This is a genomic window from Acinetobacter haemolyticus CIP 64.3 = MTCC 9819 (genome assembly GCF_000369065.1).
In the GTDB taxonomy this organism is placed as follows: Bacteria; Pseudomonadota; Gammaproteobacteria; order Pseudomonadales; family Moraxellaceae; genus Acinetobacter; species Acinetobacter haemolyticus.
Genome location: NZ_KB849812.1, coordinates 200243 through 226574, shown reverse-complemented (window position 1 = coordinate 226574; position 26332 = coordinate 200243). Strand labels below are relative to the sequence as shown.

Below are 26332 nucleotides of genomic sequence, written 5' to 3'. Positions count from 1 at the left end.
AAATTTAATAATTTTTATGTATTTGAATTTAAATAATAATTAATTGTTGGTATGGAAAATGCAATTTCAAGAGAGGGATAATTTAGGAAACTCTCATGAAGCGACAAAATGGATTTACACTCATTGAGATTAGTGTTGTTGTGGCAATAGTGGGAATTCTAGCTGTGACAGCTATGCCTGCTTATCAAGAGTATATTGCACGTTCCCAAGTAACAGAAGCGTTTAGTGTAGCTTCGTTTTATAAAGTGGAGATGGCCAATATTTATATAGAGAAAGGAAACTGTCCAACGTTGAGTGATTTTTCTCTAGATAATGCGGGAACTATTCAAACTCGTTATTTGAAATCTGTTGTAATAAGCACTTACGCTGGGGCTGATTGTGCTTTTACAATAAGTTTCAATAATATAAGAATATCGCCATTTTTAGAGAATAAACAGATACAAATTGCCATGACCTCAAAAGTTGGTGGTATAGAGTGGAATTGTATTTCAACTAATATCCAACAAAAATTTTTGCCAAAGACTTGCCAAGGCGTTTAATAAACAATTTTTAAGCACTACTAAGTATTATTTAAGCCGATACATTTGTTCAACTCAAAGCAACAGCAGTCGATATGACGGTATTGATTAATAAAGAAAAAGGTGAAGTTGTAAAGATTGTAGATTTGCGACCTTGGAAGTAAAAGTATTTATTTTTTTGAATAGACCTAGCAAATAGTCTTACTAGTTCAAGGAAATACAATCAGTTTGCACATAAAATTGTAGTTTTTCCTACCAAATTGAGATCAATAAAAGGCTTCGTTATATACTACAGCGAAGCCTTATTTTTCTACAACCTATGCAAGCTTTCTGTTTTATTCTCGCCAGCATTTTGCTTGGCTTTGCATGGCTCTCGCCATTCCATACCTATCCATGGGTGACATTTTCCAGTGATCTCGCTGGATTTGCAGCTGCAATTTCACTTTTTACTTTAGCATTCAACCAAAATATAAAAATACCAAAAGCACAACTGTGGATGCTGCCGATGATGTCGATTCCACTCATCCAGTGGGGTTTCGGTTTAATTGGTGATTTAAGTATCGCATTATTAAGTACGTTCTATTTGTTTACGTTTTGGCTAATGATCGTGTTGGGTTTTAATTTATCGCTACAGCATCCAAACCGCCGTGAACAATTGATGCAAGGATTTAGCTATCTTGTTCTAGCAACCGCAGTGCTAACGAGTTTGATGGCAATTCTGCAATGGTTAAAGTTGGAATCTCATTTTAGCTTTGTCAATCAATTAAGAGGAACTCGTCCCTTTGCCAATTTTGGACAACCCAATAATATGGCAACCTTCTTGATTGTCGGGCTATTTGGCGCACTTTACCTGTATGAAAAACAAAAAGCAGCATTATGGTTGTTGATCCCATCCAGCTTATTGATCTTATTTGCGATCAGTTTGGGACAGTCGAGAACTTCTTGGATTGTATTGATCTTTACATTTATTTATTGGATTTATAAGCAATACCGTCATAGCCCAAGATTAAACTTCCCGAAACTTGTTTTATGGTGCGCTGTATTTGTATTGCTTTCGAGTTATCTCTTACCGTGGTTAACACAGTGGATCAGTGCGGAGCAGTTAAGTTCAAGCGTGACACAAACGGCTTCTATTGTTGATCGAGCTGGCCGTGGACACGAACGTTTAGGCATGTGGATGCAAATCCTACATGCGATCGCAGAACAACCTTGGTGGGGCTATGGTTGGAACCAAACCAGTATTGCGGTTGTGGAAAGCCTTGAATTCAATACAGTACAAGTTTGGTTTAACAGCTCACATAATATTCTTTTAGATGTATTAGTGTGGAATGGTATTCCACTCGGGTTGTTAATTATAGGGTATGTGGGATTATGGCTGTTGTGGTTGAATCTACACAGCAAAGAAACCGTTTCGATTGTGGCGATGCTCATGGTTGCAGCGATCCTGATTCATGCTATGTTAGAGTTTCCTCAGCGCTATGCCTATTTTTTATTGCCTATGGGTTTCTTACTTGGGTTAGTTCAGTCGCAAACGCCGAATCTAAAAGGAATTGAAGTTCATAAAAATATTGTGCGTTGTGTATGGGTGATTGCAATTGTGGTCATGCTTCTCATTTGGCGAGATTATAAGCTTTATCAAGAGAATAGCCGTTTAGTGTTTGCAAATAAGCAACCAACCGTTAGTATTTTAGGGAGTTCCGAAATTTTCTTATTGACGCAATTTAAATGGCGTTTAAATTGGATTGGATTGTCACCGAATACCAAAATGTCTGATGCTGAGTTACAGCAGTTGGCTAAAATCGTGAAAAATCGTGCAACACCGTATAATCTTAAGAAATATGCGCAATTATTGGCTTATAACGGTAAAGAAACTGAGGCGAAACAATATATTGCGGTGTGGAATCGTTTATATCGGAAACAATTTACTTTTGAGCAAGTGGTTGGTCAGCCTAAAAGCTCAAGTTAATAAAAAGCCCTTTCAAGTGATAACCTGAAAGGGCTTTTTAAAACATTAAATTTGGCTTTGAATATAGTTTTCAATGCCTACATTTTCGATTAGATCGAGCTGTGTATCGAGCCAATCCCAATATTCTTCTTCTTTCTCTAAAATTTCTTGGACCAGATCACGGGTCACGTAATCTTGTTCAGCTTCAGACAATTCAACGGCTTGTTTGAGTGTTGCGATATTTTCTTTGACTTTGCGAATATCACAATTCAACACTTCTTCAGTATGTTGTCCGATGTATAGTTTTCCGAGATGTTGTAGGTTGGGTAGACCTTCTAGAAATAAAACACGTTCAATAATTTTGTCTGCATGTTTCATTTGGCGAATCGATTCTTTGTATTCAGCGCTACCGAGTTGCTCAATACCCCAATCATTAAACATACGAGAATGTAAAAAATATTGATTGATTGCAGTCAGATGGTGATAAAGCACCTGATTCAGCTGATTAATCACTTCACGATTGCCTTTCATTGCACTTGCTCCATAAACACCAACAAAATGCCTTTTCGGCAATTTATATTATCTTAATCAACAAATAAGAATCTGGCGAGTAATTTATAGAACGGCAAATGAAAATCACAATCATGATGAATGAGTATCGTGCCTTATTGTTTGCAGGATTAAATTTTTATAGGGATGTGATTTGTCATAAAAAAACCGCTTGGATGAAGAGTGGTTAAAGTTCTACAAAAAGCGGTGGAGTCGTAAACACTAAGGATTTACTTCAAAATTATGCAGCCACAGAAATCCGTGCAGCAATTTCTGCAAGTTCTTCACTGATAATGGCTTTGGCTTCTGGAGCGCAACGTCCGCAGCAAGTGCCTAAGCCGAGTTGTTCACGGATTTCACGATAGCTTTCGGTGCCGTTCGCAACAGCATCTTTAATATCCTGATCGGTGATTCCGCGACATAAACAAACATACATGGGAGTTGTATCCACAAATACAAATGCGATAATTGATATTATTGATAATTGTTATCGTTTGTCAATGAATTTCATTCTAAACGGTTTGTCTTGGTTATTGAGAATTTGGATAAAAAAGTGACAACTGAGCGGAAATTCGAGTTAAACTCGAATTTCCGCGCAAGATTGATTCATCATTTAGAACTAAATATTTAAGACCGATTATTTTTATATTTATATATGTGACTGAAAAGTATGAGTTAAATATTATGGAATAATCACAATTCCATCCATTTCAACCAATGCACCCTTTGGTAGGCTAGCAACACCGAGTGCAGCGCGTGCTGGATAAGGTTGGGCAAAGTATTCACCCATGATCTGATTGACGAGTTGAAAGTGCGATAAATCTGTGAGGAAGATGTTCAATTTAGCGATATCAGCTAAGCTGCCACCCGCTGCGGTACATACTGCTTTAAGGTTATCAAAAACGCGGCGAATTTGAGCTTCTATACCGTCTACAAGTTCCATACTATATGGGTCTAAGCCGATTTGACCTGAAAGATAGAGCGTATTACCAACAAGAATTGCTTGAGAATATGTTCCAATCGCTGCAGGCGCGTGTTCAGTATGAATAACTTGACGTGACATTAAGCTCTCCTATGTCATTTTTCTATCTTAAGCACAGCGACTTTAACACAAAAATCTAGCATGGGAGCAATTGAATACTGAGTAGTCGTTGCGATTGGTTTTAACCTATTTTTGCCATTTCTGGCTGTGCTACAGGCATATTTAAACGCTCAATTCGAGGGAAGCCAAGATGCATACGCAAATCTCGAATAATTTGGGCTAATTGTTTTCGATTATTGACCACGATATTCACATAGGTCTTTTGCTCTTGTGAATGCACCATTTCAACCCCTGTTTTGGCCTTACGACATTGATAAATCAAGTCAGAGATTTGCTCATCATTCATTGCCATGTGAATACAAAGATAGGCGCTAAAGCGAACATCTTCGATTTCTTCAGATTGCCAATGTAAAGGCATGATGTTTTCTGGATGTAAATGTTGCTCATGCAAGAGGTTGCGGCAACGTGCGCGGTGGACGATTAATCCGCGACGAGATAAATGTCCTTGAATTGGGTCACCCAAAACAGGATTACAGCAATGTGCATATTTAACATCAACCCCTTCAGTACCAACAATCAAACGATCGGAACTGTCTTGTGGATGAGGTTGATGATCTTGAGCAAAGAGATGGTTTGCAACCAATTGAGGTAATAAGTCTCCAACAGCAATCTGTTCAAATAAAGTGTCTTTGTCAGTGAGATGTCGCCACTCTAAGACATTAATCCAGTCCTGAGGAGAGAGATCATTGGTCGAACGATGAAACAATTTTAAAGCGCGATTTAATGCTTGTTGTCCCACTAGACGTTGCTCATCAATATCCTGTTCTCTAAGTATATTTTGCAAAGCACGTCGTGCTTTTTGCGTATTGATAAAGCTGAGCCAGTCTGGATTAGGTGTGGCGAGTACATCTGTAATGATTTCTACTACTTGACCGCTATTCAATGGCGTTGAGAGAGGACGAATTTCTCCATCAACTTTGGCGCCCACAGCATGGTTACCTAGAAATAAACTGGCTGAGTAAGCAAAATCAACAACAGTTGCGCCTTGAGGAAGTTCATGCAATTGCCCGTGTGGGGTATACACCCAAATTTTTTCTTGGTGTAAATAATCCAATAAATCGCTAAAAGTAGTTTTCGCACAGTCACTATCGATCAAAGTATTCAGGTTTTGCATGGATGCTTGGATGGCAGATCGACATGCTTGAGGCGCATTCTCCCCTAATACAACACCAAAACGAGCGGCTTTACGCATAAGCTCAGTTTGAATGGTGAGAGAAAGGGTGGTTTTTTCCCCTTTTAATTTGATCATTAATGATTGATTGCCACCTGGCAACGGGCGACGAATGTAGTCTTTATATTGTAAGACTTGGAAATTATCTTTTAATGCGGTCACAAGACGATCACAGTCCGCGATGCTTTGCAGAATAATCTCGAAGGCATGACTGTGGCTAAGTTCATTTAAATCAATTTCATTTTTTACAAAATGACGTAACAACTCGATATTATTATTTTTCTTTTTAATTCGACCTTTAATTTTGTGATTTTCTAAGAGGTCTGATAGTTTCTGCTCCCAAATGGCCTGATATTCACAACGTTTTGGCTTGGTTTCTAAAAGAGCAGCTTGTACATCATTGAACATATCCAAATCGAGATTTTGGTAACATAGATGTTCTAAGTTGTCTGCCATTTCATTCATACCAACCAGACGCGCCATTGGTACAAAAATATCTAGCGTTTCTTGGGCGATTCGTGCACGTTTGTCTGGACGAAGTGCGCCTAGAGTGGTCATATTATGATAACGATCGGCAAGTTTAATAATAATGACACGTGGGTCTTGTAAAGTCGCTTGCAGAATTTTCCGGAAGGAGGCCGCTTTATTGTATTCCTTATCGCTGGAATGGCTGAGTTTGGTTACGCCATCGACTAGCTCGGCAACGACCAGTCCGAATTTTTCGCCAATTTCATCTTTGCTAAAATCAGTATCTTCGATGACATCATGTAATAGTGCTGCCATGAGCGTATCTGCATCGAGACGCATATGGGCCAATATGCAACTGACAGCAATCGGGTGTAAGACATATGGCTCACCACTTTTACGGGTAATACCGCTATGCGCTAAGTCGGCAAAATCACAGGCAGCAAGCACACGCTGGACGTCACTATCTTTCAGATAGGCATCAATAATTACTTTTAGCTGTTGCTTGGCTTGGCTGACCTCTTCGCCTGGCATAGAAAACACCTTTAATAACTTGGATTCAGTAAGGATAATCTTTGTTGATACTTTGCTTATCTTCTAATGAAAAGCATATTGCTAAACTTGTCAATTTGTTCATTATAAAAACTCGTAAATTTTTTCAATGAAGTATATTGCTTTTCTCAATATGGAGAAAATTTCACAATAAGATCAACAAACAAAAAAGCCCAGTGTCTTCACAATGGGCTTCGATGTATAGCAAATTCGACTTAGAAAGAAAAGCCTTCTAAATTTAATGAATTTGTAGATAACACCATATCTAGATTTGAAGTTTGATAATCTTGGTCGCGTTGTTTCAAAATTTCTTTGGTGACATGACCCACTGCAATCTCACGTAAAGCGACAACTGTTGGTTTGTCATTGTCCCATTCTACAGTAGGTTCCATGCCTTGACGTGCTATTTGGCGTGCACGTTTACTCGCTACCAGTACTAACTCAAAGCGGTTATCGACATGGTCTAAACAATCTTCAACGGTTACACGTGCCATAAGTTGTCTCGTTTGAACAATACATCTGAAAGACTAAATAGTATAAAAGGCTTTTGTCCAAGACTCAAGTCATTCGCGATTGAGTGTAATCAAGTTTTCAATTAACTGTTGATGACGGCTACTTTGCTGCAATGTTTCTAGACGATTTGCAGTGATAATTGCTTCTAAATCATGTACGGCTTTATTAAAGTCATCATTGATAATCACATAGTCAAAGCTTGCGAAATGGCGCATATCTTCAACAGCACAACTGAGGCGGTGTTCAATTACTTCAACTGAGTCAGTACCACGGTTTGAAAGACGTTGTCTTAGATCGTACTGTGTTGGTGGTAGGATAAATATTTGTTTTGATTCTGGAAATAGTCGACGAACCTGTTCAGCACCTTGCCAATCGATTTCAAGTAAAACATCATGACCTTGTTGAAGTTGCTCTTTTACCTTAGCTTGCGATGTGCCGTAATAGTTACCAAAGACTTCTGCATACTCGATAAAACCGCCTTCCTCGACTTGAGACAAGAAGGATTCTTTATTGGTAAAATGATAATGAACGCCGTCTAGTTCACCTGGGCGTTGATTGCGAGTCGTATGCGATACTGAAACATGAAGGTTGCTGACGCGATCGAGTAGGGCTTTTACCAAAGATGTTTTGCCTGTTCCTGAGGCAGCAGAAACGACAAACAATAGACCCGACATGATATTTTTCCTGATATGATAAAATATCTTGGCTATTGTAGTGTAGCGAGCTGCTAAACGAAATAGTTTGATTGAAATATTCAGATGATGAGAGAGGATGTTATGGAAATCGTGTTGGCCAATCCACGAGGTTTTTGTGCTGGTGTTGACCGTGCTATAGCGATCGTCAATCGAGCACTCGAATGTTTTAATCCGCCAATTTATGTGCGACATGAGGTCGTACACAACAAATTTGTGGTAGATGATTTGCGTCAGCGTGGCGCGGTTTTTGTTGATGAGCTTGATCAGGTGCCTGATGACTCTATTGTGATTTTTAGCGCACATGGCGTATCAAAAGCAGTACAACAAGAGGCTGAACGCCGTGGATTAAAAGTATTTGATGCAACTTGTCCTTTGGTGACCAAGGTTCACATTGAGGTTACCAAATACGCGCGTGAGGGAACGGAAGCAATTTTAATCGGCCATGAAGGTCACCCTGAAGTTGAGGGTACGATGGGACAATATGATAAGTCTCGTGGTGGTGCGATTTATTTGGTTGAAGATGAACAAGATGTTGATGACTTGGTGGTGAAACACCCAGAAAAAGTTGCCTTTGTGACACAAACGACTCTATCAATTGATGATACAGCAAAAGTAATTGATGCATTGCGACGTAAGTTCCCAGAGATCCAAGGACCACGCAAGGATGATATTTGTTATGCAACACAAAATCGTCAAGATGCAGTAGGCGATTTAGCAGAACAATGTGATGTCGTGTTAGTGGTAGGGTCTCCAAATTCATCTAATTCAAATCGATTGCGTGAACTTGCTGAGCGTATGGGAAAGTCAGCTTATTTAGTCGACAACGCAGATCAGCTTGAGCAAAAATGGTTTAAATCGGATAGTAAAATAGGGGTGACGGCAGGCGCATCTGCACCTGAGATTTTAATTAAACAAGTAATTCAACGGTTGCAAGATTGGGGAGCAACACCGCCCCAAGAGTTACAAGGTACTGAAGAAAATATCACTTTTAGCTTGCCAAAAGAGTTGCGCATACAGGTGATACAAGCCTAATTTTCCTAGAAAAATGTGAACTAGAAACAGATGGATTGCATTCCATCTGTTTTTTTTTGGTTCTTATCTGCTTTGTATTGGTTCTGTAAAAATAAAATCTATTATAGCCTCATAAATTTAAAAAAATATTGGTAAAGGCGATGGGGAAAAATTGGGGATTTACCTTAATTGAGTTGATGGTGACGATTGCTGTTTTAGCAATCATTGCGACGATGGCTGCTCCTGCATTCAATAATATGGTGTTGAATCAAGGTCTAAATAAAAGTACTCAAACTTTGGTCTCAACTTTCAATGAGGCGAGAGCAAAAGCCGTTCTTGAACGTAGAGCGATAAAAGTAGAACTAAAGACAGATTCATCAGGGACTCCCAGTGCTAACACTGCAGCACTTTTCCACTGGCAACCAGAATCAAAGAGTGTTTTGAAGTCAACATCACCTACCGCACTTTTATTTAATCTAAATGGTGGGGTTTGTATCGCGGACAATAGTACTCCGCCTACTTGTCAGCGATTAATTGATTCAACTACCGATATATTTGAGATTTGTGATAAGGCCGGGGGCGGTAAATCTAAGTTAATCAGTATTTCTAAAATGGGCACAATTCAACAGACACAAACGGGGACATGTTAATGAGCGGGTTAAATCATCAACGTGGCGTTGGTCTCGTTGAGATATTAGTTGCACTAATGATTTTAGCGATCGGGGTGTTAGGCTTCGTAGCATTGCAATATCGAGCATTAGAAGCGAGTGCTGAAAGCACTTCTCGAGTACAGGCGATCTCAATTGCACGTGATCTCGCAGAGAGAATTCGTGTGAATCGCAATGCTTTTGCTGTTTATCAAGAAGAGATTCAAACAGCTTCGAAACAAAAAACATTCCAGACAGACTGTGTGGCAACTGCTTGTACAGACAGTGATTTAGCTGATTTTGATGTGTCCCAAGTAGCAAATCGAGCTGCTTCGCTAGGGATGACAATGAATATTATGGATTGCCAAAATACAAATAATAGAAGTTGTATTTACGTGGCTTGGGGGGACTCAAGTGCTACAGATGGGGCTGGTACAGGAGATTGTACAAACGGCAATGCTTATAACCCAACCTCAACTTGTGTGATTATGGAGACTTATTAGTATGAACAATAATAAGGACTCTATAGGAAATGCTTTTCCAGTATATAAGTCAGTAAATCGAAGATTTATCAAAGCCAGTTCAGGATTTACATTGGTCGAACTCATGCTATCGCTAGCGTTAGGTTTGATTATTACTGCTGCTGCGATTTTATTGTTTTTGACAGGTCAAAGAAGTTTATCCATGCAACAAGGGGTATCGGATATACAGGATAATGCGAATTTTGGTTTAAATTACATCACCCAAGATATCCGATTGACCAATCTTAATAATTCGAAAGCCATTATCAATGATGAAACTGCTGCTGCGGGAGTCGTCTTGACTTCCTCTGTTAATGCAACATTAGATGAAACCACGACACCAGCGACACCATTAAGTAACCTTAACCGATCAATTATAGGCACGACTGCAAATGTGAATTTACTTTCACGCAGTTCTGGAATGATTGCAGGCACAGCACCGATGTGGACTGGCGTATCTAATATCACGATTGATGGTGAGGAGACGGAAAGTGATCAGTTGGTGATCCAATATGAACCACTATATACGCAAACACGTGACGGAGCTGTTGATTTTTTCGTTGGTGGATTCGATTGTGAAGGAAATACTTTAAGGTTCCGAGTGGAACAAGATGCGGCAAATCCTACAACCCCTTTTGGTCGACAGGTGGTTGTACAGCGCTATTTTTTAAGAGAAGACAATAATAAACAAGCCAACGAGCCGAACCAAGCTTTAGCTTTGGCATGTGATGCGGGTTATTACCCTGTAGAAGGATCTCCAGCGAACATTACGAATTATGGGGACGCTGGTGAAATCATTATGAAGCGAGTTGATCACTTTAGAGTGCTTCTAAATGTTCAAAGTGATGAAACAGCAGGGCGTCGATATGTCTCAATCAATGATTATTTAAATCTTCCGGCGCCTCGACCACGGATTGTCTCTGTCCAATTGGGTATGTTAGTCCGTTCTGCTCAATCTGTTGGCTCAGAAAGTACGATAAAAAACGATCAGGAATTTATTGTGCTTGATCAAACCGTCCAAGTCAAAGTGCCAGAAAGTTCGAATACGAAATATGTTAGACAAGTTGTATCGCAAACCATTGCTTTGCGTAATGTTTTTGGGGAGCGTGGTCGATGAAACATAATCAGTCAGGTGCAACGCTTATTGTTGTGCTTATATTTTTAGTCGCTATTACGATTATTGGAACGATTGCGATTCGGCAAAGTATCGTCGGACTAAATATCGCTACAAATAGTCAGGTCTCGCAGTTAGTCATGCAAAACTCGGATGCTGCATTTTTCAATATTGAGCATGCTGAGAATCTAGCCCAAAGCTTCAGTGGGAGTGGCATGTTTGGCTATATTAATAATGAAAGTGATAAAGATAAAGAGTTGGTATTTTGCTTTCGGGGTGATCAAAGTGATTTCTTCGACATCAATAAAATCAGTTTGATGCAGTGGGAATCAGGTAAAACTCAGCCAACATATAATGCTCTAGGAACAGATGGTTACTGTGATGCACGTACAAATGTTTCTGGGAATTGGTTTACCAGTGGACGAAAAGCAGTGATGACACAGGTAGCTGTAAAGTTCCCAACGGCCATTGAGCAAGACCCCTTTTATGATCGACAAAGGGGTACTGATCCAAAAGAAGCTCAAATAGAGGAAGCGAAACGCGTAAAAATTTTTGCTGTGTCTTTGATGCCTAGTCTAAGCAGTGTGGATCGGAATTTTATTAATGTTTGTTTGCAACAACGTATGAGTGAGCTTTCAATTCCAGAAGATACAACAGCACCTACAATTCCTGCAGGGACAGCAGATAAGGACAATCCGCTTAAGACGGTCACAGAATGTTTAGCAAGTTTGAACGTACCATTTACCACTCAGGTAAGTGAATACACGATCACCCAGAATTTCTCTTGAGTGGGAGTAAATAAAGATGAAAAATAAAATGCAAGAAAGTAAGCAATATAGGCTTTATCGTCAGAAATTACTCGCGACAACGATTGCTGCGTTGAGCTCAGGTTTGGTGATTACCAGTGTTGCTCAAGCGAGTGATATTGATATTTATCAAGAAGCAAAGTCTGGTGATGTCAGCCTCATGATGTTGTTCGATATTTCGGGGAGTATGGGAGCACCTCAATTAATAGGAAATGCTGGTGCTTGTGATATTCCAACTGGTTCGGTAAGCGGTTCGGGTAATGAATTATCCTCAAATGGCTCTCCTGCATATACACGGTATTTCTGTACAGCTTCAAGTGTACGAAGATATGCATTCAAACGCACAGGAAGTTCAACAAGTACGTATAAATATTATAATTGTGGTGATGCTGGATCATATTATAAATCTGACTGTACTACTGAACGCACTACAACACCTTCATTATCAGGTTTTACTTCTGAAGGAAGTGCTCCTGAAGTGTATTATTATAAAACAGAAACTGGAAAATTTTATGATCGTATCACACGTTTAAAAGATGGTATGTTTGATCTTTTGTATGGCAATACAGCAAAAGGCATTGAGCGAATTACAGATGATAAAATCATTGGATTATCAGCATATTCTTTTAACGGGATTGGTCGAAATGGTTATATTCTAGCCCCAGCAAGGCGGTTGGATGCTGTGGTAAATGTAAATGGAGTAACTAAGACACATCGACAAGTTTTACTCGATATTATTGCTAATAAACTATATGCCCGTGGAGGTACACCAACAGGTAACGCTTATGCAGAAGCGGCAGCATATTTTATGGGAACGAGAACCTTCAACTCTAATGAACTCTCAAATTTCCCTAGTGGCGCACCAGTTTATTTTCGATATAGTAGTAGTGGAACGACACATTATAGCCAATGTAACGAATGGGATAATTCTGGGAACTGTACATTTTGGCCGAGCACCAGTCATCCAAATACTTCTGCACGTACTTTTGATTATTTACCGTTAGATCTTTCTCAATATACAACAGGCTCCTGTACAGTTCGGTTGGCGAATAATACTTCTGGTTCTAATTTGACCAGTAATATTACAGGTACTTGCTATTATTTAAGAGGAAATATAGCGAGAAGCAGTGATCATCCGCACGGTTTTAATTATTCGGCTGGACTGGGAATCAAAACAGCTGACGGTACACGATATCAAAAGCCAGCATCGTTAGAACAATCTGACGATGTAAAGAAATGTAGTGGTCAGGGAATTTATGTGCTAACCGATGGGGCGCCTTCAAGTCAGCATAATCAAGCAAAAGCAATGCGAAATGCACTGAATGGTGCAAGCTTTACATGTACTGAACAAGCTGGTGATTCAACCAATAATACTGTAGCAACCAGTTGTTCTTTGGCGTTTAGCCAAAGACTCTTAAATGACAATCCGACAGGATTGAAAATTAGAACTGCAGTAGTGGGGTTTGGCAGTGATTTTAATGACATACCATCTTATGATCCAGGCAAAACACAAGAAGAAAATCTCAACGCTTTGGGAACTATAAATTCTGCAACTAAGGCTGCTGCTGAATGGGGAATTAAAGGTGAAGGTGGTTGGTACTCAGGTAATAGCTCACAAGATGTAGTGGACAGTGTTAATAACTTTATTAATGGGCTAGGTGGGTCGATTCCAGCAGTTACAACAGGCTCACCAACTGTACCTAAAGATAGACTAAATCCTGCTGTTTTACAAAAACAAGCTTATTTCCCGCAGTTCCAACCTACGCCAGATAAAACTTATCAACTTTGGGCTGGAAACTTAAAGAAATACAATGTCGTTGTTGGAGTGCTAAAGGACAATGCAGGTAATAATATAGTTGATAGTCAAGGTCGAATTGTAGATAACTATGATTTATGGTCTCCGGCAGTAAGTACTAATCCTGCGATCAAAGATGGTGATGAGGAGATTTTTGGAAGCACTAAATTTGCTCTAAAGGGTGGCGCCTGGTCGCAATTGAAGCTGAGAAAGAATACAGATGCAACAGTTGATAACCGAAAATTATTAACTAATCGTATCGCAAGTGGTACTGGCACAGCGGCAACTTTTGTTACAGGGACTAGCTTACGTCGAGTGAGTAGTGCTGATTTGACTGATACGACTTATAAAAATGATGCAAACCGTGGTTATTTGATGCAGTTATTGGGATATAACGTAAATCCATCTAATCCAGAAATTACAGCGACTACGCCTGAATTACGCCAAATAGGTGCGGTTATGCATTCTTCCCCATTGCTCGTTACCAATAAAGGGAAGATTGTTTATAAAAATGGTGAGTTGAAAACAGAAAATCGTGAGGATTTTGTACTATTTGGCACGACTCAGGGGTTATTACATGTGGTTGATGCTGAAACCGGGCAAGAAAAGTTCGCTTTTGTACCCAATGAAATGATTGAAAGACAAAAGGAAGCATTTCAAAAATATGATACGACTTCTGGTGGTTTGTCGAACTTGTATTATGGGATCGATGGCGCTTGGACAACATATACAGAGTATGTGGTCGATGGGTCAGGTAATTTAACTGTTGGTTCGGGTAAAGGTACGAATCAGAAAGGTAAACAAATGGCTTATGGTGGTTTGCGGATGGGCGGGCGTAGTTACTATGCTTTAGATTTGCAGAATATCAACGATCCTGAGTTACTTTTTCATATTTCTCCAGATGATAAAAAGGTTTATAGCCGTGATGGTTCGATAACAACATATAACGAATTGGGGGATATGGGGCAGAGTTGGTCTAAGCCTGCGATTACTTGGGTTAAATGGAATAAGCAGCGTAAACGTGTGATGTTTGTTGGTGGTGGATATGATGCTGGTGGTGTAGACGGTAATGCGAACACAGGTGGCTATGAGAGTGATACATATAACCAAACCAATAAAAAGGGTGGTGGTGTTTATATGTTCGATGCCGATAATGGCAAGCTACTTTGGTGGGCAGGCGCAAATAGTACTACTGCTTCTACAAATGTTGTAAAAACAGCAGCAAGTGATTTGAAATATAGTGTTGTCAGTGAAATTCGTACGGAAGATCGTAATGGTGATGGACTTGCCGATCACTTGTATTTTGGAGATCTAGGGGGGCAATTATTCCGAATTGACTTAGATAATAATGCTGCATCCACCAAGGATTTCGCGAAGACACCGAGACGTTTACTGAATCTGAATGCAGCAGAAAAGAGTCCTCGTTTCTATGAGATGCCATCATTCTCAGTTTATGATCATGCAGGGCAAACTTTTGCGGTAGTTTCAATCGGAAGTGGAAATCGTAGCTTACCATTAAAAGATTATACGGTTGGTACATCTGGTTATGATTACGATGCTGTCTATAATATTTATGATCGAGATGTTACTGCACGTAGGTTGTATCAATCAGGATACACCTTTGTCACTCCTACTTTGATCAAGTCTAATTTAGGAGAGATTACACAAGCAAATCGAAATGATGATACAACGCTGGTTGCACCTTATCCAATGTCTCCAACTGCAATGCAGGGATGGTATTATAAATTTAAATCGAATAAGTTGCAGAGCGCTAAAGTGTTTTCAACACCAATAGCCTTGAATAATCGGTTATTCGTTTCGACCTTTGATGGTAGTAAGCCAGGACTTTCTGGAGACTGTGGTGCAGGAGTCAAAGGGGAAAGTTTCTTAAACCAGTTCTGCTTGCCATACGGGCAATGTGACAAAAAATTAGTTACCGATTCAGGTATTGCTTGTAGCACAGGTGATGGTTGTTCATTAGGGGCAGGTATTCAATATTCAACAATTGTTGATGATGAAAAAGATTGTGATCCAACAGATCCAACATGTGGCACTTCAGGTGGTGGTAATGGAGGACCGGGAGATGGTACCAACAATAAGAACTATTGCCTGTCAACAGGGAATCGCGGTGCTACCACTGTAGGAGGTGTTATAGCCACAGGTAGTAGCCGAATTTGCTTAGAACCACAGCGTTGGTATGAACGTTTTAGATAGGGGTGAGCAATGCAAAATAATCGGTTAACCTCTGCTCAAGGGTTTACTTTGGTTGAACTAATGATTGTTGTCGTTATTGTTGCAATTTTTGCAGCAATAGCGATACCAAGTTATCAAGAATATGTTCGGCGTGCGATTGCTGCGCAAGCTCAGCAGGAAATGCAACGCATATCAACTGAACTGGAAAGAAGTAAAGCTAGAAACTTCAATTATTTGGGGTTTCCGAGTACGGTTGTTTTGCCCGTTGGTGCAACAGGTGCTGCGATTCAATATACGATTACTGTTAGTGACGGAGCAGATGTGAGTAGATCACTAACAGATAGTGCAGCAACAGGACAAAGCTGGGTCATGCGCGGTATTTGGAAAACAGCCGAAACAACAAATGTGGATAACTTTAGTTTTTTGATGACCAGTTCAGGAGTCCGCTGTAAAAATAAAACCAAGGCAAACATTACAGCAACGAATGTCGATAATGCGACATGTGGTACAGGGCGAGAAGAATGGTAAGAAAAATACAAGGCTTTACCCTTATTGAATTGATGATTGTTGTTGCAATTATTGGAATTTTAGCTGCAATCGCTTATCCATCCTACCAAGAGCATGTGCGTAAGACCAAACGTACAGATGCTCAAGCAGACTTGATGGAACTGGCGAATCGCTTACAGCGTTATAAGATTGCGAATTTTACGTTTTTAAAACCTAATGGCACTGCAATCAGTTTGGCTGATGTTGGACATAGTGGAACCTTACCTCAGTCTGGAGGAACAACCTTATATAATCTTACCTTGTCTAATGTAACGGCTGGTACTTGGACTTTGACAGCAGTTCCAACTGGCGTACAAGTTGGAGATGGTGATATTGTCTTGAATCATCGTGGTGAACGTTGTTGGGATAAAGGTAATAAAAAGACAGGATTGACTTGTGTTCCGTCAGCAACTTCAAATTGGGATGGCCGTTGATTCATCATAAATTTATTAAGATTTAACCAAAGCAAATATCACACGATATTTGCTTTTTTATTTACTTAAACTCTTTATTTAATCTTGTTGATGTGTGATTTATTTATCATTTTTACAACTTAAGTTGATTTTATTTAAACAATTTATCGGTTATCTGACAATATCTACCTTTTATCTACAAAAAATAGATTTCCTTCTGTTTTGGTAGGAAATTGATAATTAAACATTAGAACATTATTCAAAATTATAAAAATTGTGCATATAGGAGGGCTGTATGCAACGGATAAAGTTTTGCATTACGAATCCTCGTATTCGAAGCATAGCTTCTCGTCTCGCGACGCGACTAAGCTTTGCCCAGTGTTATCTTTACCACTTCGAGCATAGCTCTATGTCTTGCGCTCGGGCAAAGTTCCACTTTGCTCATCCTCGCTCAGGCTTTACGTTATTTGAACTGATTGTAACCATTTCCATTATTGCCATTATTGCGGTCATGGCTGCCCCCTCATTTGCCAGTATGTATTCAAAACAGAAATTAGAATCATCAGCACGTGAGATTGCAATAAAGATATCTGAAGCACGGGCTCAAGCCGTTACATTACGTAGTACAACAGGCATGTGTTTAAGTTCTTTATCGGAAGCAAGTTGTATAACAGCACTTGGAATCACTGATCCAAATAAAAATAAAGTTTTTGTCGCACACTTAGAAAAAGGAATTACGGTTGATAGTCGTTCCGAAACTCATCTTATTTTTAGAAATAACGGAAGTATTGCTGCTGCTTCAAATTTTATTTTGCTCCGTAATGGGCTGTCCTATTGTATAGCCGTTGGACTCACTGGAGATACAAGAATAAGAGAGGGGGCTTGCACATGAAATATAACAATCAAAAAGGTGTGGGTTTAGTTGAGGTACTTGTTGCATTGTTCTTATTGGCTGTTGCTGTACTTGGTTTTGCTGCCTTACAGTTGAGGGCAGTTGATCCTAGTTTAGAGGCAAGTAAACAAGTTTTAGCACTCACGATCGCACGTGATCTCGCAGAACGTATGAGAGCAAATCCTCAAGCGGTAAGAGATGGAGCGTATGTTGTGGGTGCTGTATCAGTGCCAACATCAGAAGTGGTTGCCACTGTTGGAGATGCCGCAAGTATTGCAAAACAAGATTTAAATATTGCTGCTCTAAATGCTAAAAATAATGGAATGAATTTATCTATTTCTGAATGTCCAACAGGTGCAGCAAGACAGTGTATCTATGTTGCATGGGAAGAGACTTCTTTATCTGGGAATCGTGGGATAGAAACATGTATTAAAGATGGTGTGTATGTAAAAGGATCACACTGTTTATTTTTGGAGGCGTATTAAAATGAAAAAAAGCCTCACAAATCACGTTAAACACAGTTCTTCGTCTTACGCTCGAAACCCTCGGACCCGAAGCATAGCTTCTCGTCTTGCGGTATCGGGCCACTTCGAGCATAGCTCTCCGTCTTGCGCTCGGACAAAGTTTCACTTTGTTAATCCTCGCTCAGGATTTACTTTGATTGAGCTGATGGTTTCTTTGGCTTTAGGCTTAATTATTGTCGCTGCAGCAACACAATTATTTATTACAGGCCTGACCAGTTATAAGCTACAAAAGGCGATGGCACATATTCAGGATAGCGCAAGTTTCGGATTAAACTTCATCGTTGATGATATTCGTAAAGCAAATTTGAGCTCGCCAATGCCAGCGGTCAATGATCAAATTGCTTATTCAGGAATCATTCTAACCTCAAAGAATGTTGGATCAAAAATTAATTTAAATTGCACGGCATGCTTTTCTGATAACAAATTAACCAGCTTTGGAAATGCCAATGTTACAGGTCTAGCTAATGATCAGTTGTTAATTCGTTATCGATCTCCACAAGATGGTTTCGATTGTTCTGGAAATACTATAGCAACTGATACATTTGTTGTTCGGCGTTATTTTGTTGGTTCAACATCAACTGATTTACGTCAATCTCTGCGTTGTCAAGCTGCTCAATATACACAAACACAATTAGATGCTGCCACTGAAGCAAATCCTCTGCTATTAAGTTGGTCAGCAAGTCAGGTGATTTTACCAAATGTAGACTTTTTTCAAGTTCGTCTAGGTTATATCGATGGTGAGCTTGAGAGCGCAAATAGCTCACTTGCTTATACTGATATAAAAAATTATATGGCTTTGAGTGCTAAAACCAAGAATATAGATGGCGTTGTTCAAACTGTACGCCCACATGTGCATGCTGTTCAAATAGGTGTATTGGTCCAATCTGCCGATTCTGCGGGGCATCAATCTATTATCAAAGATCGGAATAAACAGCCATTTCAGGTACTTGGTACTCAGGTAACGTTAACACCAACCTATCAAGATACTCGATTACGTCAGGTTGTAGATCAAACAATATCACTTCGTAATGCAATGGGTTGGGTAACTGAAGGGTGTGATAGCAGTAAAACGACTTGTACGGGAGGGGCTTGAGCATGATGCATAATCAAAAAGGTTCAACACTCATTATCGTACTCATGATAGTGCTGTTGATCACGATCATTGGAACGCTTGCTATTCGCCAAAGTGTGAGTTCATTAAAGTTGGTGAGTAACAATCAGATGCAAACATTGTTGTTACAAAATTCTGATGCAGCATTAATGGCTTTCCAAAATCCTGCATTTCAGCAACATATTGCTGCAACAAATGGCATTGTTGGTTTCTTTAAGAATGAAAACAACAGAGATGCTGAATTGGTGATGTGCTTTGAGGGCACTGAACCCTTTCAATTGAGTAATGCAAGCTATCGTTTAAACAGCACCTCTTTTGTAAATATGGCAACGGGGAGTGGAGCTTGCCATAAAGATTCAGTATCGAGTGGTCGTTCTGCTGTTGTGACACAGGTATACATTAAGCGCGAGACAGAACAGGTGACTGTGCCATTTGCGGATTTAGCACGCGGTACTGAAAGTCTAGGTGCAAAAACTGAAAATAATATCCGTTTACGTGTTTACGTTATTTCAGTAATGAAAGGCTTACTTTCTGATCCTAATAAAACATTGTTTACAGATAGTACGGATCCTAAACAAGGTTGTTTGACTAAAAGTATTGATCACGATGGCGACAATCAGGTAGCCAATTGTTTAAAAAGTAATGAAGAAAACCCTTTGTATAATATGCAAGTAGCGGAATATCGCTTCTTATCTGACTTTGAACCTTCAGGTTCATAGGGGAGTAAGAGTCATGAATAATAATAAAATGAGAAAACTAACCAAGCGTGAGCGTAAACAACAAGACAAAGCAAAAGGGTTATTGCTCAGTTGTACTGTGCTATCAAGCTTTTTAATACTCTCCTCTATTGCTTCAGCAAGTGATATTGAGATTTATCAACAAAATAGTAGTAGTAACACGATTATGTTGATGGTGGATTTATCTCAAAGTATGGGGGCAGATCCAATTGCAGATCTACAGCGTGATTATCCACTATGTTTAAGTGGTGGTCTGCTCGGGAATGTCACCAGCTTACTTGGTAAAGTTGCTACAGTTGATATTAATTTATTAGGCTTAGTGAAGTTAGATACGGGAGCGCCAACAGATCCGCAATCATGTTATATCCCATCTCTACTTGTTACACAAATTCTAGAAGGGGTTGATGGTATCACCAATCCTGTTTTGGGTGCTGATCTTCTCGGATTAAGAGGCTCCGTTCAATATATTAAAGATAGTTGTGAGTTGGTTGAGAAGCCACCGCTAGCAATTGCAGGTCCTGCATATCGCTGTTACAACCGTTTATATCGTGTTAAACAAGCCATCCACGATGTGATTGATGGAAATCCCGAAAAGGGAATTAGTGCTTTACCAGACAATGTCTCTGTAGGACTTTCTGTTTTTCCTGCAATGAATGCTTCTGGTAGTGGAAAAAATGAATTGGCTGGTATGATTGCTGTTGAAGCGAAACCATTAGATGCAGCACAACGTGCCAAAATTAAAGCAAAAATCACTGAAGTAAGTAGCGTTGATCCAGTCACAAGTCTCACCACCAAAGTAAATGATTTGGTGAGTAAATTGTTGGCGCTTGATCTTGTTGGTGTCGTTCTTGGAGCTTTGGGTACAATCCCGACTTTAATTAATGATTTAAAAAATCTTGCTGGTTTAAGTACGCCAACGGCGACAGCTTATGCTGAAACAGGCGCATATTTGCTGAGTAATACCACCAAAGGTACTGGAATTGTTGAGATTGGGAGAGTTCGAAAAATTGAAATCAGTCTTTTAGGGATTGGATTGATCAAAATAGGGGAGTATCAAGAATGTAGTACTTATGATGTAACGGGAAAATGTGCGACTTGGGCTGCGTCTTTTAGGGATGGTAGTCTATTAGGTCTAGGTGGCAATGCGCCTGGTTGGTATAAAAATAAATGTACAGCGACAAATACAACAAATTGCCATGACCTACCAACAACTGGTACATCTTTGGTTGGTTTGGAGTTAAACGAATGGAAGTCGTTCTATCGCTATAACGATGATCTTCAATATACATCTGCTTATAGTGGTTTCCCTGTCTCTGTTGCTACCAGTAAGTCAGGAAATCGTTATGTTGGTCCGTCAACAATAAGCAATCAGTGTAGTGCTAAAGGTCTATATGTATTAACTGGTAGCATTCCTGATTTAGATCCAAATTTGCTTGATGGGTTATTGGGAGGGGCAACGCGTGAACCTTTTAATTCGAGTAATAGCCCAGTACGTAAATTAATGAGTCGATCATTAAATCCATCAAGTAATACAGTTTTTAATTGCGGTACTGTTCCTAGTGGATGGGCAAATGGTTCATCCTCAGCGACTTGGAACTGTATTGCAAATTATGCAGGTGTGCTGAAAGATGGAACTTATAATAATGGTGTAGGTATAAAAACTGGTGTGGGTGGTATTGGGCGAGACTTTGCTCATATTCCAAATGCGAAGACATCGGAAGAGTTGGGAACAATAAAAGCCCCAACCACAGTTTTGTCTAGCCTACTTGGGGTCGTAGGTAATCTTTTAAGTGCGCTGAATGCTGTGTTGGGATTGTTGGGTTTGGATAACTTGACCAATAAACTCACGAAGTTGTTAGATAATGTTGTTCCTGTGCCTTTAGACCCTAATCATAACGCTGATGTTGCAAATTTAGCGCGTTGGGGGGTGCATGGCGGTGGTGGATGGTATCAATTATCGAGTGCTCAGAGTATTGCAGAAGGTATTCTCGACTTTAATCAAAATCTGATTGAAATGGAGTCTGACCCCATTGGATTGCAAACGCTTCCTGCTGATCCGCTTACCCCGTATCGTATGACCAATGATGTGTATAAAAGTATGTTTGAACCAACGGAAAAAGCCAGTTGGTTAGGGAATTTTAAAAAATATTACACACAAGACGATAATTCAGTTTTTAAGCTTAAAGATGCATGGAGTACGAACGCATCTCCTTATGATGTAAGGGATTGGAATAAAGGTGGTCTACTTGCCAAACTTGAGAGTTTGAAAACGTCAGCAAATCTTACAGGCAGGACTTTGTTGATTAATCGTGGTTGTGAAAATGATGAGAGTGGAAAAGCTCGATTTGTTGCTACCCATCAATTAAAAACAATAGATAACCATTATTTAGATACTTCAAATAGTAGTCGCTGTTCCTTGGCGCCAAATCAAAGGGACAATGCAAATGATGAAGATTATTACTTGATGAGCCTCTTGGGCTATAAATTAGAAAAAGGTGCTACAGCAGTCGACTTAACTGAAGCAAATCGTACCAATTGGCAGGTTGGTATGAACCTACATTCAACGCCAATAAAACTAACGCAAGAAGCGACTTTTAATGCAGATAGTACAATAAACGAGCGTAAAGACTATATGTTGTTTGGTACAACACAAGGTTTATTACATGTGGTCGATGCTAAAACAGGTGAGGAGACTTTTGCATTTGTACCAAATGAAATGTTGGAAAACCGCCAGCAACGCAATGCTTTCCTAAAAGAGAAAACCGGTGTCAAAGCCAATATGGCATATGGTGTAGATGGTGCATGGACTTTATATAGTGAATATGTCTATGGAATGCAGCGTGTAAGTAGCGGTAGCAGTAGTAGCCGAGTTGTCGCAACTGTAGGTGAAGCAAGAAATGCAAGTGGCACAACCTTAAAAGATAATGCAGGTAAAGTCATAAAAGGTAAACAAGTTGCCTATGGTGGTTTGCGTATGGGAGGGCGTAGTTATTATGCACTCGATTTGGCTAAGTTGAATGAACCAGTCCTTAAATTCCACATCGACCCAGATCATCAACGTATTATTAATCAAGATCAGATCATCAATGATACCAATACACAGATCGCATTGAGCCAAATGGGGCAAAGTTGGTCTAAACCAACAATTACGCAAGTGTATTGGAAAGGGCAATTGAAACGCGTCATGATCGTTGGTGGTGGATATGATGCACGCTATGAAAACCTAGCCTATTCGCATCAAGCTGGTGAAAAAGGTGCGGGTGTGTATATGTTTGATGCCGAAAATGGGGAGCTTTTATGGTGGGCGAGTGCCAATGCAGCAAGTAGCTTACAGATCGATGCAATGAAATATAGTGTGGTTAGTCGAATTAATACAGCCGATCGCAATGGTGATGGTTTGACAGATCATCTTTATTTTGGAGATTTGGGAGGGCAAGTTTGGCGTATCGATTTTGATGCAAATCTAGGTGCTAGCTCGAATAAAGGATTTGCTCGACTTATTTTCAAAAATCCAACTGAACGCTTTTATGAAGCGCCAAACTTTAGTGTATACGGGCATGAACAACCTCGTGCTGTGATTAGTATTGCTTCAGGAAATCGGAGTCTTCCTTTCAGTGATAGAACATCGACGAGTACAATCTACAACCTTTTTGATCGTGAAGTCATTCATCCCAACTTTAAGTTTGAACATCAAACCCTGACAGCAAAATTTACATTAAATGATTTACATAAAATGGATGTATCTCAGTTAAATGGTACTGCTTTGACGCTGTCAGATGTACAAAATTCAGGTAATAAACGCGTACAAAATGGTTGGTATATTTCTGCTGAAACTGTCATTGGTAAGCAGCTAGACTCAAATGGTAATGAAACAACAATAACCAATACCGCATCGAGTAAAGTCTTGGGTGAAATGGTGGTCATGAATAAAAGTTTATATGCCAGCGTTTACAACCCAAATGGCACATCAGATAGTTGTCGAGTGCAAGCTCAAGGTATTACTACGGTACAACGTTATTGTTTACCTTTTGGTATCTGTGAACTCAATGTTACGGATATGAGTTTTGGCGCGGGACGAGGAATAGTAGATGTAATGGCTGGGGTGGGTACAGGAGTGGATGAGAAAAATGAAGCAACACGTCAAATATTGAATCCAAATGCCAAAGATAGCATCGTAGGGGGGGATGGCATGCCAATCAATACCATGCGCCGTCAAATTGTGCCACTAAAATGGTATGAAAGTAATGAATAGGCGATCTGGATTTACTCTGATTGAGCTGATGATCACAGTGGCGATCATTGCTATCCTAGCAGTGATCGCCATCCCGAGTTATGACATTTATATTCGTAAAGCAGACTTATCAACAGCTCAACAAGAGATGCATAAAATTGCTGCATTATTAGAACAACATCGAACGCGTAACTTCAGTTATGAGGGCTTCATATTAAGAGATCCTGTGCGCAATGAAGGACCCTATGCAGATGTGGATAATGCAACCAAGACCATGTTGCTTTTACCTTTAAATGCATCGAGTGGTAAGCAAAAATTTACCTTGATTTTAACGGTTGATTCACAGACTTGGTCACTTAAGGCTGAAAGCCAAAATCCACGTAATTACTCCTTACTTATGACCAGCACTGGTCTAAAATGTAAGACCAAAACACCTGCCAATATCACCAATCAAAGTTGTGGTTTAGCTTCAGAAGAGTGGTAATAAATTTAGATTTCAGCGATTTAAATTCAAAGCTGCGGATAACTTAATATTTAATCTTTCATTCAGTGTAAATTTAACGTAGAATATCGCCCTCTATTAAAGGGGTTTGAAATGCTGTCGATGGTCGGCGCAGGGATAATCCGTAAAAACTATAAGGTTGTTCTCATGGTTGTTATTCGTTTAGCGCGCGGTGGTGCAAAAAAACGTCCATTCTATCAAATCGTTGTTACTGATAGCCGTAATGCACGTGATGGTCGTTTCATCGAGCGTATTGGTTTCTTTAACCCAACTGCACAAGGTAAAGCTGAAAAAGTTCGTTTAGATGCTGACCGTTTTGCACACTGGATTTCACAAGGTGCTCAACCTTCTGAGCGTGTTGCTTCTTTAGCTGCTCAAGCTAAAAAAGCTGCAGCTACTGCATAAGCTTGTAGTAGGTAACCCATGACAGCAACACAGAATGTACCCGAAGATCGTATTCAGATTGGACAGTTACGTTCAGCATATGGACTGAATGGGTGGCTCTGGGTTTACTCAAATACTGAGCCTATGAGCAATATGTTTGACTACCTTCCTTGGTACATTGAGACCAAGGCAGGTTGGCAAACCATCGATGTAAAACGTTGGAAACCACATGGTAAAGGCCTAGTAGTTTCGCTCAAAGGTGTGATTGATCGCACTGGTGCAGAAAACTTAGTCGGTGCCAATATCTGGATTGCTAAATCTCAGCTTCCTAAAGCGGATGTGGACGAGTACTACTGGTCTGATCTTAAAGGCTTAACTGTGTTTGGTCTTGGTGAGGATGAACAGGAAGTTAATCTCGGTCAAATCTTTGAGCTTTTTGAAACGGGTGCCAATGATGTCATGGTGGTCAAAGCGACACCGGACAGTATTGATGCCGAAGAGCGAATGATTCCTTGGCATAAAGATGTAGTACAACGTGTTGATCTTGAAGCGGGTCGCATTTACGTCAATTGGGGCGTAGATTACTAACTCTTGATAGAGTTGTAGCGCAGCAGGAAAATAGAGGAGTCTGCGGTGTTTTTTGCAGTCATCACATTATTTCCTGAAATGTTTGCAGCGATTACAGCGTACGGGATTAGCGGTCGAGCTGTAAAAAAAGAGATTGTACAAGTCTCTTGTATAAATCCTCGAGATTTTGCAGAGGGCAACTATAGACGAGTGGATGAACGTCCGTTCGGTGGTGGTCCTGGTATGGTGATGATGGCTGAGCCACTCGCGAAAGCAATTACCCATGCTAAACAACTTGCAGCGCAAGCAGGCTGTGTTCATGCTCCAGTGGTGTATATGTCACCACAAGGCAAAACCTTAAATGAACAAGCAGTACAACAATTCGTTGATTATGATGGTTTGATTGTATTGTGTGGACGTTATGAGGGTGTTGATGAGCGTTTAATCCAGCATTATGTTGATCAAGAATGGTCAATTGGAGATTACGTTTTATCGGGCGGTGAATTACCTGCGATGGTGTTGTTGGATAGTATTATTCGTCGTTTGCCGAATGTTATGTCTGACGAACAATCTGCAGTTCAAGATTCTTTTGTGGATGGTTTATTGGATTGTCCACAATATACAAAGCCAGACCATTTCGAAGGTTTGGATGTCCCTGAAGTACTAAAATCAGGACATCATGCCAATATTGAGAAATGGCGTTTTTTGCAGCGTTATCAGCGAACTTTAGATCGTCGACCAGAATTGGTGGAAAAAGTTGAGCTGACCAAACAGCAAAAAAAATGGCTAAAAAGTTTAGATACTTAAAGTTATTTAAGTATAAATAGG

General features: G+C 39.9%; 25 protein-coding genes and 1 pseudogene. 20 read left to right on the top strand and 6 right to left on the bottom strand.

Features of this window, described 5'->3' with window-relative positions; genetic code table 11:
- Positions 1-95 precede the first annotated feature (95 nt).
- From F927_RS15235 to F927_RS15230, 3 genes and pseudogenes are all read left to right on the top strand, one after another.
- Complete coding sequence (locus tag F927_RS15235; protein ID WP_005087005.1) at positions 96-539, top strand: pilin; 444 nt, start codon at positions 96-98, stop codon at positions 537-539.
- Positions 540-574: 35 nt separating this feature from the next.
- A pseudogene (locus F927_RS17385) lies at positions 575-682 on the top strand (TfpX/TfpZ family type IV pilin accessory protein); the annotation flags it as partial.
- 155 nt (positions 683-837) lie between these two features.
- Positions 838-2484, top strand: a complete 1647-nt coding sequence (locus F927_RS15230) for a PglL family O-oligosaccharyltransferase (RefSeq protein WP_005087002.1) — start codon at positions 838-840, stop codon at positions 2482-2484.
- Positions 2485-2529: 45 nt separating this feature from the next.
- Here the strand turns inward: F927_RS15230 and bfr are convergent, their stop codons facing one another.
- From bfr to gmk, 6 genes are all read right to left on the bottom strand, one after another.
- Positions 2530-2994, bottom strand: a complete 465-nt coding sequence (bfr, locus tag F927_RS15225) for a heteropolymeric bacterioferritin subunit Bfr (RefSeq protein ID WP_005087000.1) — start codon at positions 2992-2994, stop codon at positions 2530-2532.
- Positions 2995-3253: 259 nt separating this feature from the next.
- Positions 3254-3448 (bottom strand): bacterioferritin-associated ferredoxin, encoded by a 195-nt coding sequence (locus tag F927_RS15220; protein WP_004641287.1) that lies wholly within the window; start codon positions 3446-3448, stop codon positions 3254-3256.
- A 246-nt stretch (positions 3449-3694) separates the two neighbouring features.
- Positions 3695-4075: a RidA family protein gene (locus F927_RS15215; RefSeq protein WP_004641286.1), complete on the bottom strand. Its 381-nt coding sequence runs from the start codon at positions 4073-4075 to the stop codon at positions 3695-3697.
- Between the two features lie 100 nt (positions 4076-4175).
- Positions 4176-6284 (bottom strand): RelA/SpoT family protein, encoded by a 2109-nt coding sequence (locus tag F927_RS15210; protein ID WP_004641284.1) that lies wholly within the window; start codon positions 6282-6284, stop codon positions 4176-4178.
- Positions 6285-6517: 233 nt separating this feature from the next.
- Positions 6518-6796 carry a DNA-directed RNA polymerase subunit omega gene (gene rpoZ / locus F927_RS15205; RefSeq protein WP_004641282.1) on the bottom strand — a complete coding sequence of 93 codons (279 nt, stop codon included), beginning with the start codon at positions 6794-6796 and terminating at the stop codon, positions 6518-6520.
- Positions 6797-6865: 69 nt separating this feature from the next.
- Complete coding sequence (gene gmk, locus F927_RS15200; protein WP_004641280.1) at positions 6866-7489, bottom strand: guanylate kinase; 624 nt, start codon at positions 7487-7489, stop codon at positions 6866-6868.
- Between the two features lie 102 nt (positions 7490-7591).
- Between gmk and ispH the strand changes: the two genes are divergently transcribed.
- The 17 genes from ispH (at position 7592) to trmD (ending at position 26311) form a co-directional block, all read left to right on the top strand.
- Positions 7592-8542 (top strand): 4-hydroxy-3-methylbut-2-enyl diphosphate reductase, encoded by a 951-nt coding sequence (ispH, locus tag F927_RS15195; protein ID WP_005086997.1) that lies wholly within the window; start codon positions 7592-7594, stop codon positions 8540-8542.
- A 140-nt stretch (positions 8543-8682) separates the two neighbouring features.
- Positions 8683-9171 carry a pilus assembly FimT family protein gene (locus tag F927_RS15190; protein WP_004641277.1) on the top strand — a complete coding sequence of 163 codons (489 nt, stop codon included), beginning with the start codon at positions 8683-8685 and terminating at the stop codon, positions 9169-9171.
- Entirely contained in the window at positions 9171-9671 is a 501-nt protein-coding gene (gene pilV, locus F927_RS15185) for a type IV pilus modification protein PilV (protein WP_005086996.1), read from the top strand. Before F927_RS15190 ends, pilV (F927_RS15185) begins: the two co-directional genes overlap by 1 nt.
- Position 9672: 1 nt before the next feature.
- Positions 9673-10806: a PilW family protein gene (locus F927_RS15180; RefSeq protein ID WP_004641273.1), complete on the top strand. Its 1134-nt coding sequence runs from the start codon at positions 9673-9675 to the stop codon at positions 10804-10806.
- Positions 10803-11591: a hypothetical protein gene (locus F927_RS15175; protein WP_005086993.1), complete on the top strand. Its 789-nt coding sequence runs from the start codon at positions 10803-10805 to the stop codon at positions 11589-11591. Before F927_RS15180 ends, F927_RS15175 begins: the two co-directional genes overlap by 4 nt.
- Positions 11592-11607: 16 nt before the next feature.
- Positions 11608-15618, top strand: coding sequence for a pilus assembly protein (locus F927_RS15170; protein WP_005086991.1), 4011 nt, complete (start codon positions 11608-11610; stop codon positions 15616-15618).
- Between the two features lie 9 nt (positions 15619-15627).
- Positions 15628-16125 (top strand): type IV pilin protein, encoded by a 498-nt coding sequence (locus F927_RS15165; RefSeq protein WP_004641267.1) that lies wholly within the window; start codon positions 15628-15630, stop codon positions 16123-16125.
- On the top strand, positions 16119-16577 hold the full coding sequence (locus tag F927_RS15160; protein WP_004641266.1) for a type IV pilin protein: 459 nt from the start codon (positions 16119-16121) through the stop codon (positions 16575-16577). The genes F927_RS15165 and F927_RS15160 overlap by 7 nt, the downstream gene beginning before the upstream one ends.
- Positions 16578-16851: 274 nt before the next feature.
- Complete coding sequence (locus F927_RS15155; protein ID WP_005086988.1) at positions 16852-17448, top strand: pilus assembly FimT family protein; 597 nt, start codon at positions 16852-16854, stop codon at positions 17446-17448.
- Positions 17445-17933 carry a type IV pilus modification protein PilV gene (pilV, locus tag F927_RS15150; RefSeq protein ID WP_005086986.1) on the top strand — a complete coding sequence of 163 codons (489 nt, stop codon included), beginning with the start codon at positions 17445-17447 and terminating at the stop codon, positions 17931-17933. The genes F927_RS15155 and pilV (F927_RS15150) overlap by 4 nt, the downstream gene beginning before the upstream one ends.
- Position 17934: 1 nt before the next feature.
- Positions 17935-19065 carry a PilW family protein gene (locus F927_RS15145; RefSeq protein ID WP_005086985.1) on the top strand — a complete coding sequence of 377 codons (1131 nt, stop codon included), beginning with the start codon at positions 17935-17937 and terminating at the stop codon, positions 19063-19065.
- Between the two features lie 2 nt (positions 19066-19067).
- A complete protein-coding gene (locus F927_RS15140; protein ID WP_004641259.1) occupies positions 19068-19802 on the top strand; it encodes a pilus assembly PilX family protein in 735 nt (244 codons plus the stop codon).
- 13 nt (positions 19803-19815) lie between these two features.
- Positions 19816-24072, top strand: a complete 4257-nt coding sequence (locus tag F927_RS15135; RefSeq protein ID WP_005086984.1) for a PilC/PilY family type IV pilus protein — start codon at positions 19816-19818, stop codon at positions 24070-24072.
- The gene (locus F927_RS15130) at positions 24056-24535 is read left to right on the top strand and encodes a type IV pilin protein (RefSeq protein ID WP_026057290.1); all 480 of its coding nucleotides are present in this window, start codon (positions 24056-24058) and stop codon (positions 24533-24535) included. The genes F927_RS15135 and F927_RS15130 overlap by 17 nt, the downstream gene beginning before the upstream one ends.
- Positions 24536-24700: 165 nt before the next feature.
- Positions 24701-24958, top strand: coding sequence for a 30S ribosomal protein S16 (gene rpsP / locus F927_RS15125; RefSeq protein ID WP_004641253.1), 258 nt, complete (start codon positions 24701-24703; stop codon positions 24956-24958).
- Positions 24959-24976: 18 nt separating this feature from the next.
- Entirely contained in the window at positions 24977-25525 is a 549-nt protein-coding gene (gene rimM, locus F927_RS15120) for a ribosome maturation factor RimM (protein ID WP_004641251.1), read from the top strand.
- 45 nt (positions 25526-25570) lie between these two features.
- Positions 25571-26311: a tRNA (guanosine(37)-N1)-methyltransferase TrmD gene (gene trmD, locus F927_RS15115; RefSeq protein WP_004641249.1), complete on the top strand. Its 741-nt coding sequence runs from the start codon at positions 25571-25573 to the stop codon at positions 26309-26311.
- Positions 26312-26332: the final 21 nt, after the last annotated feature.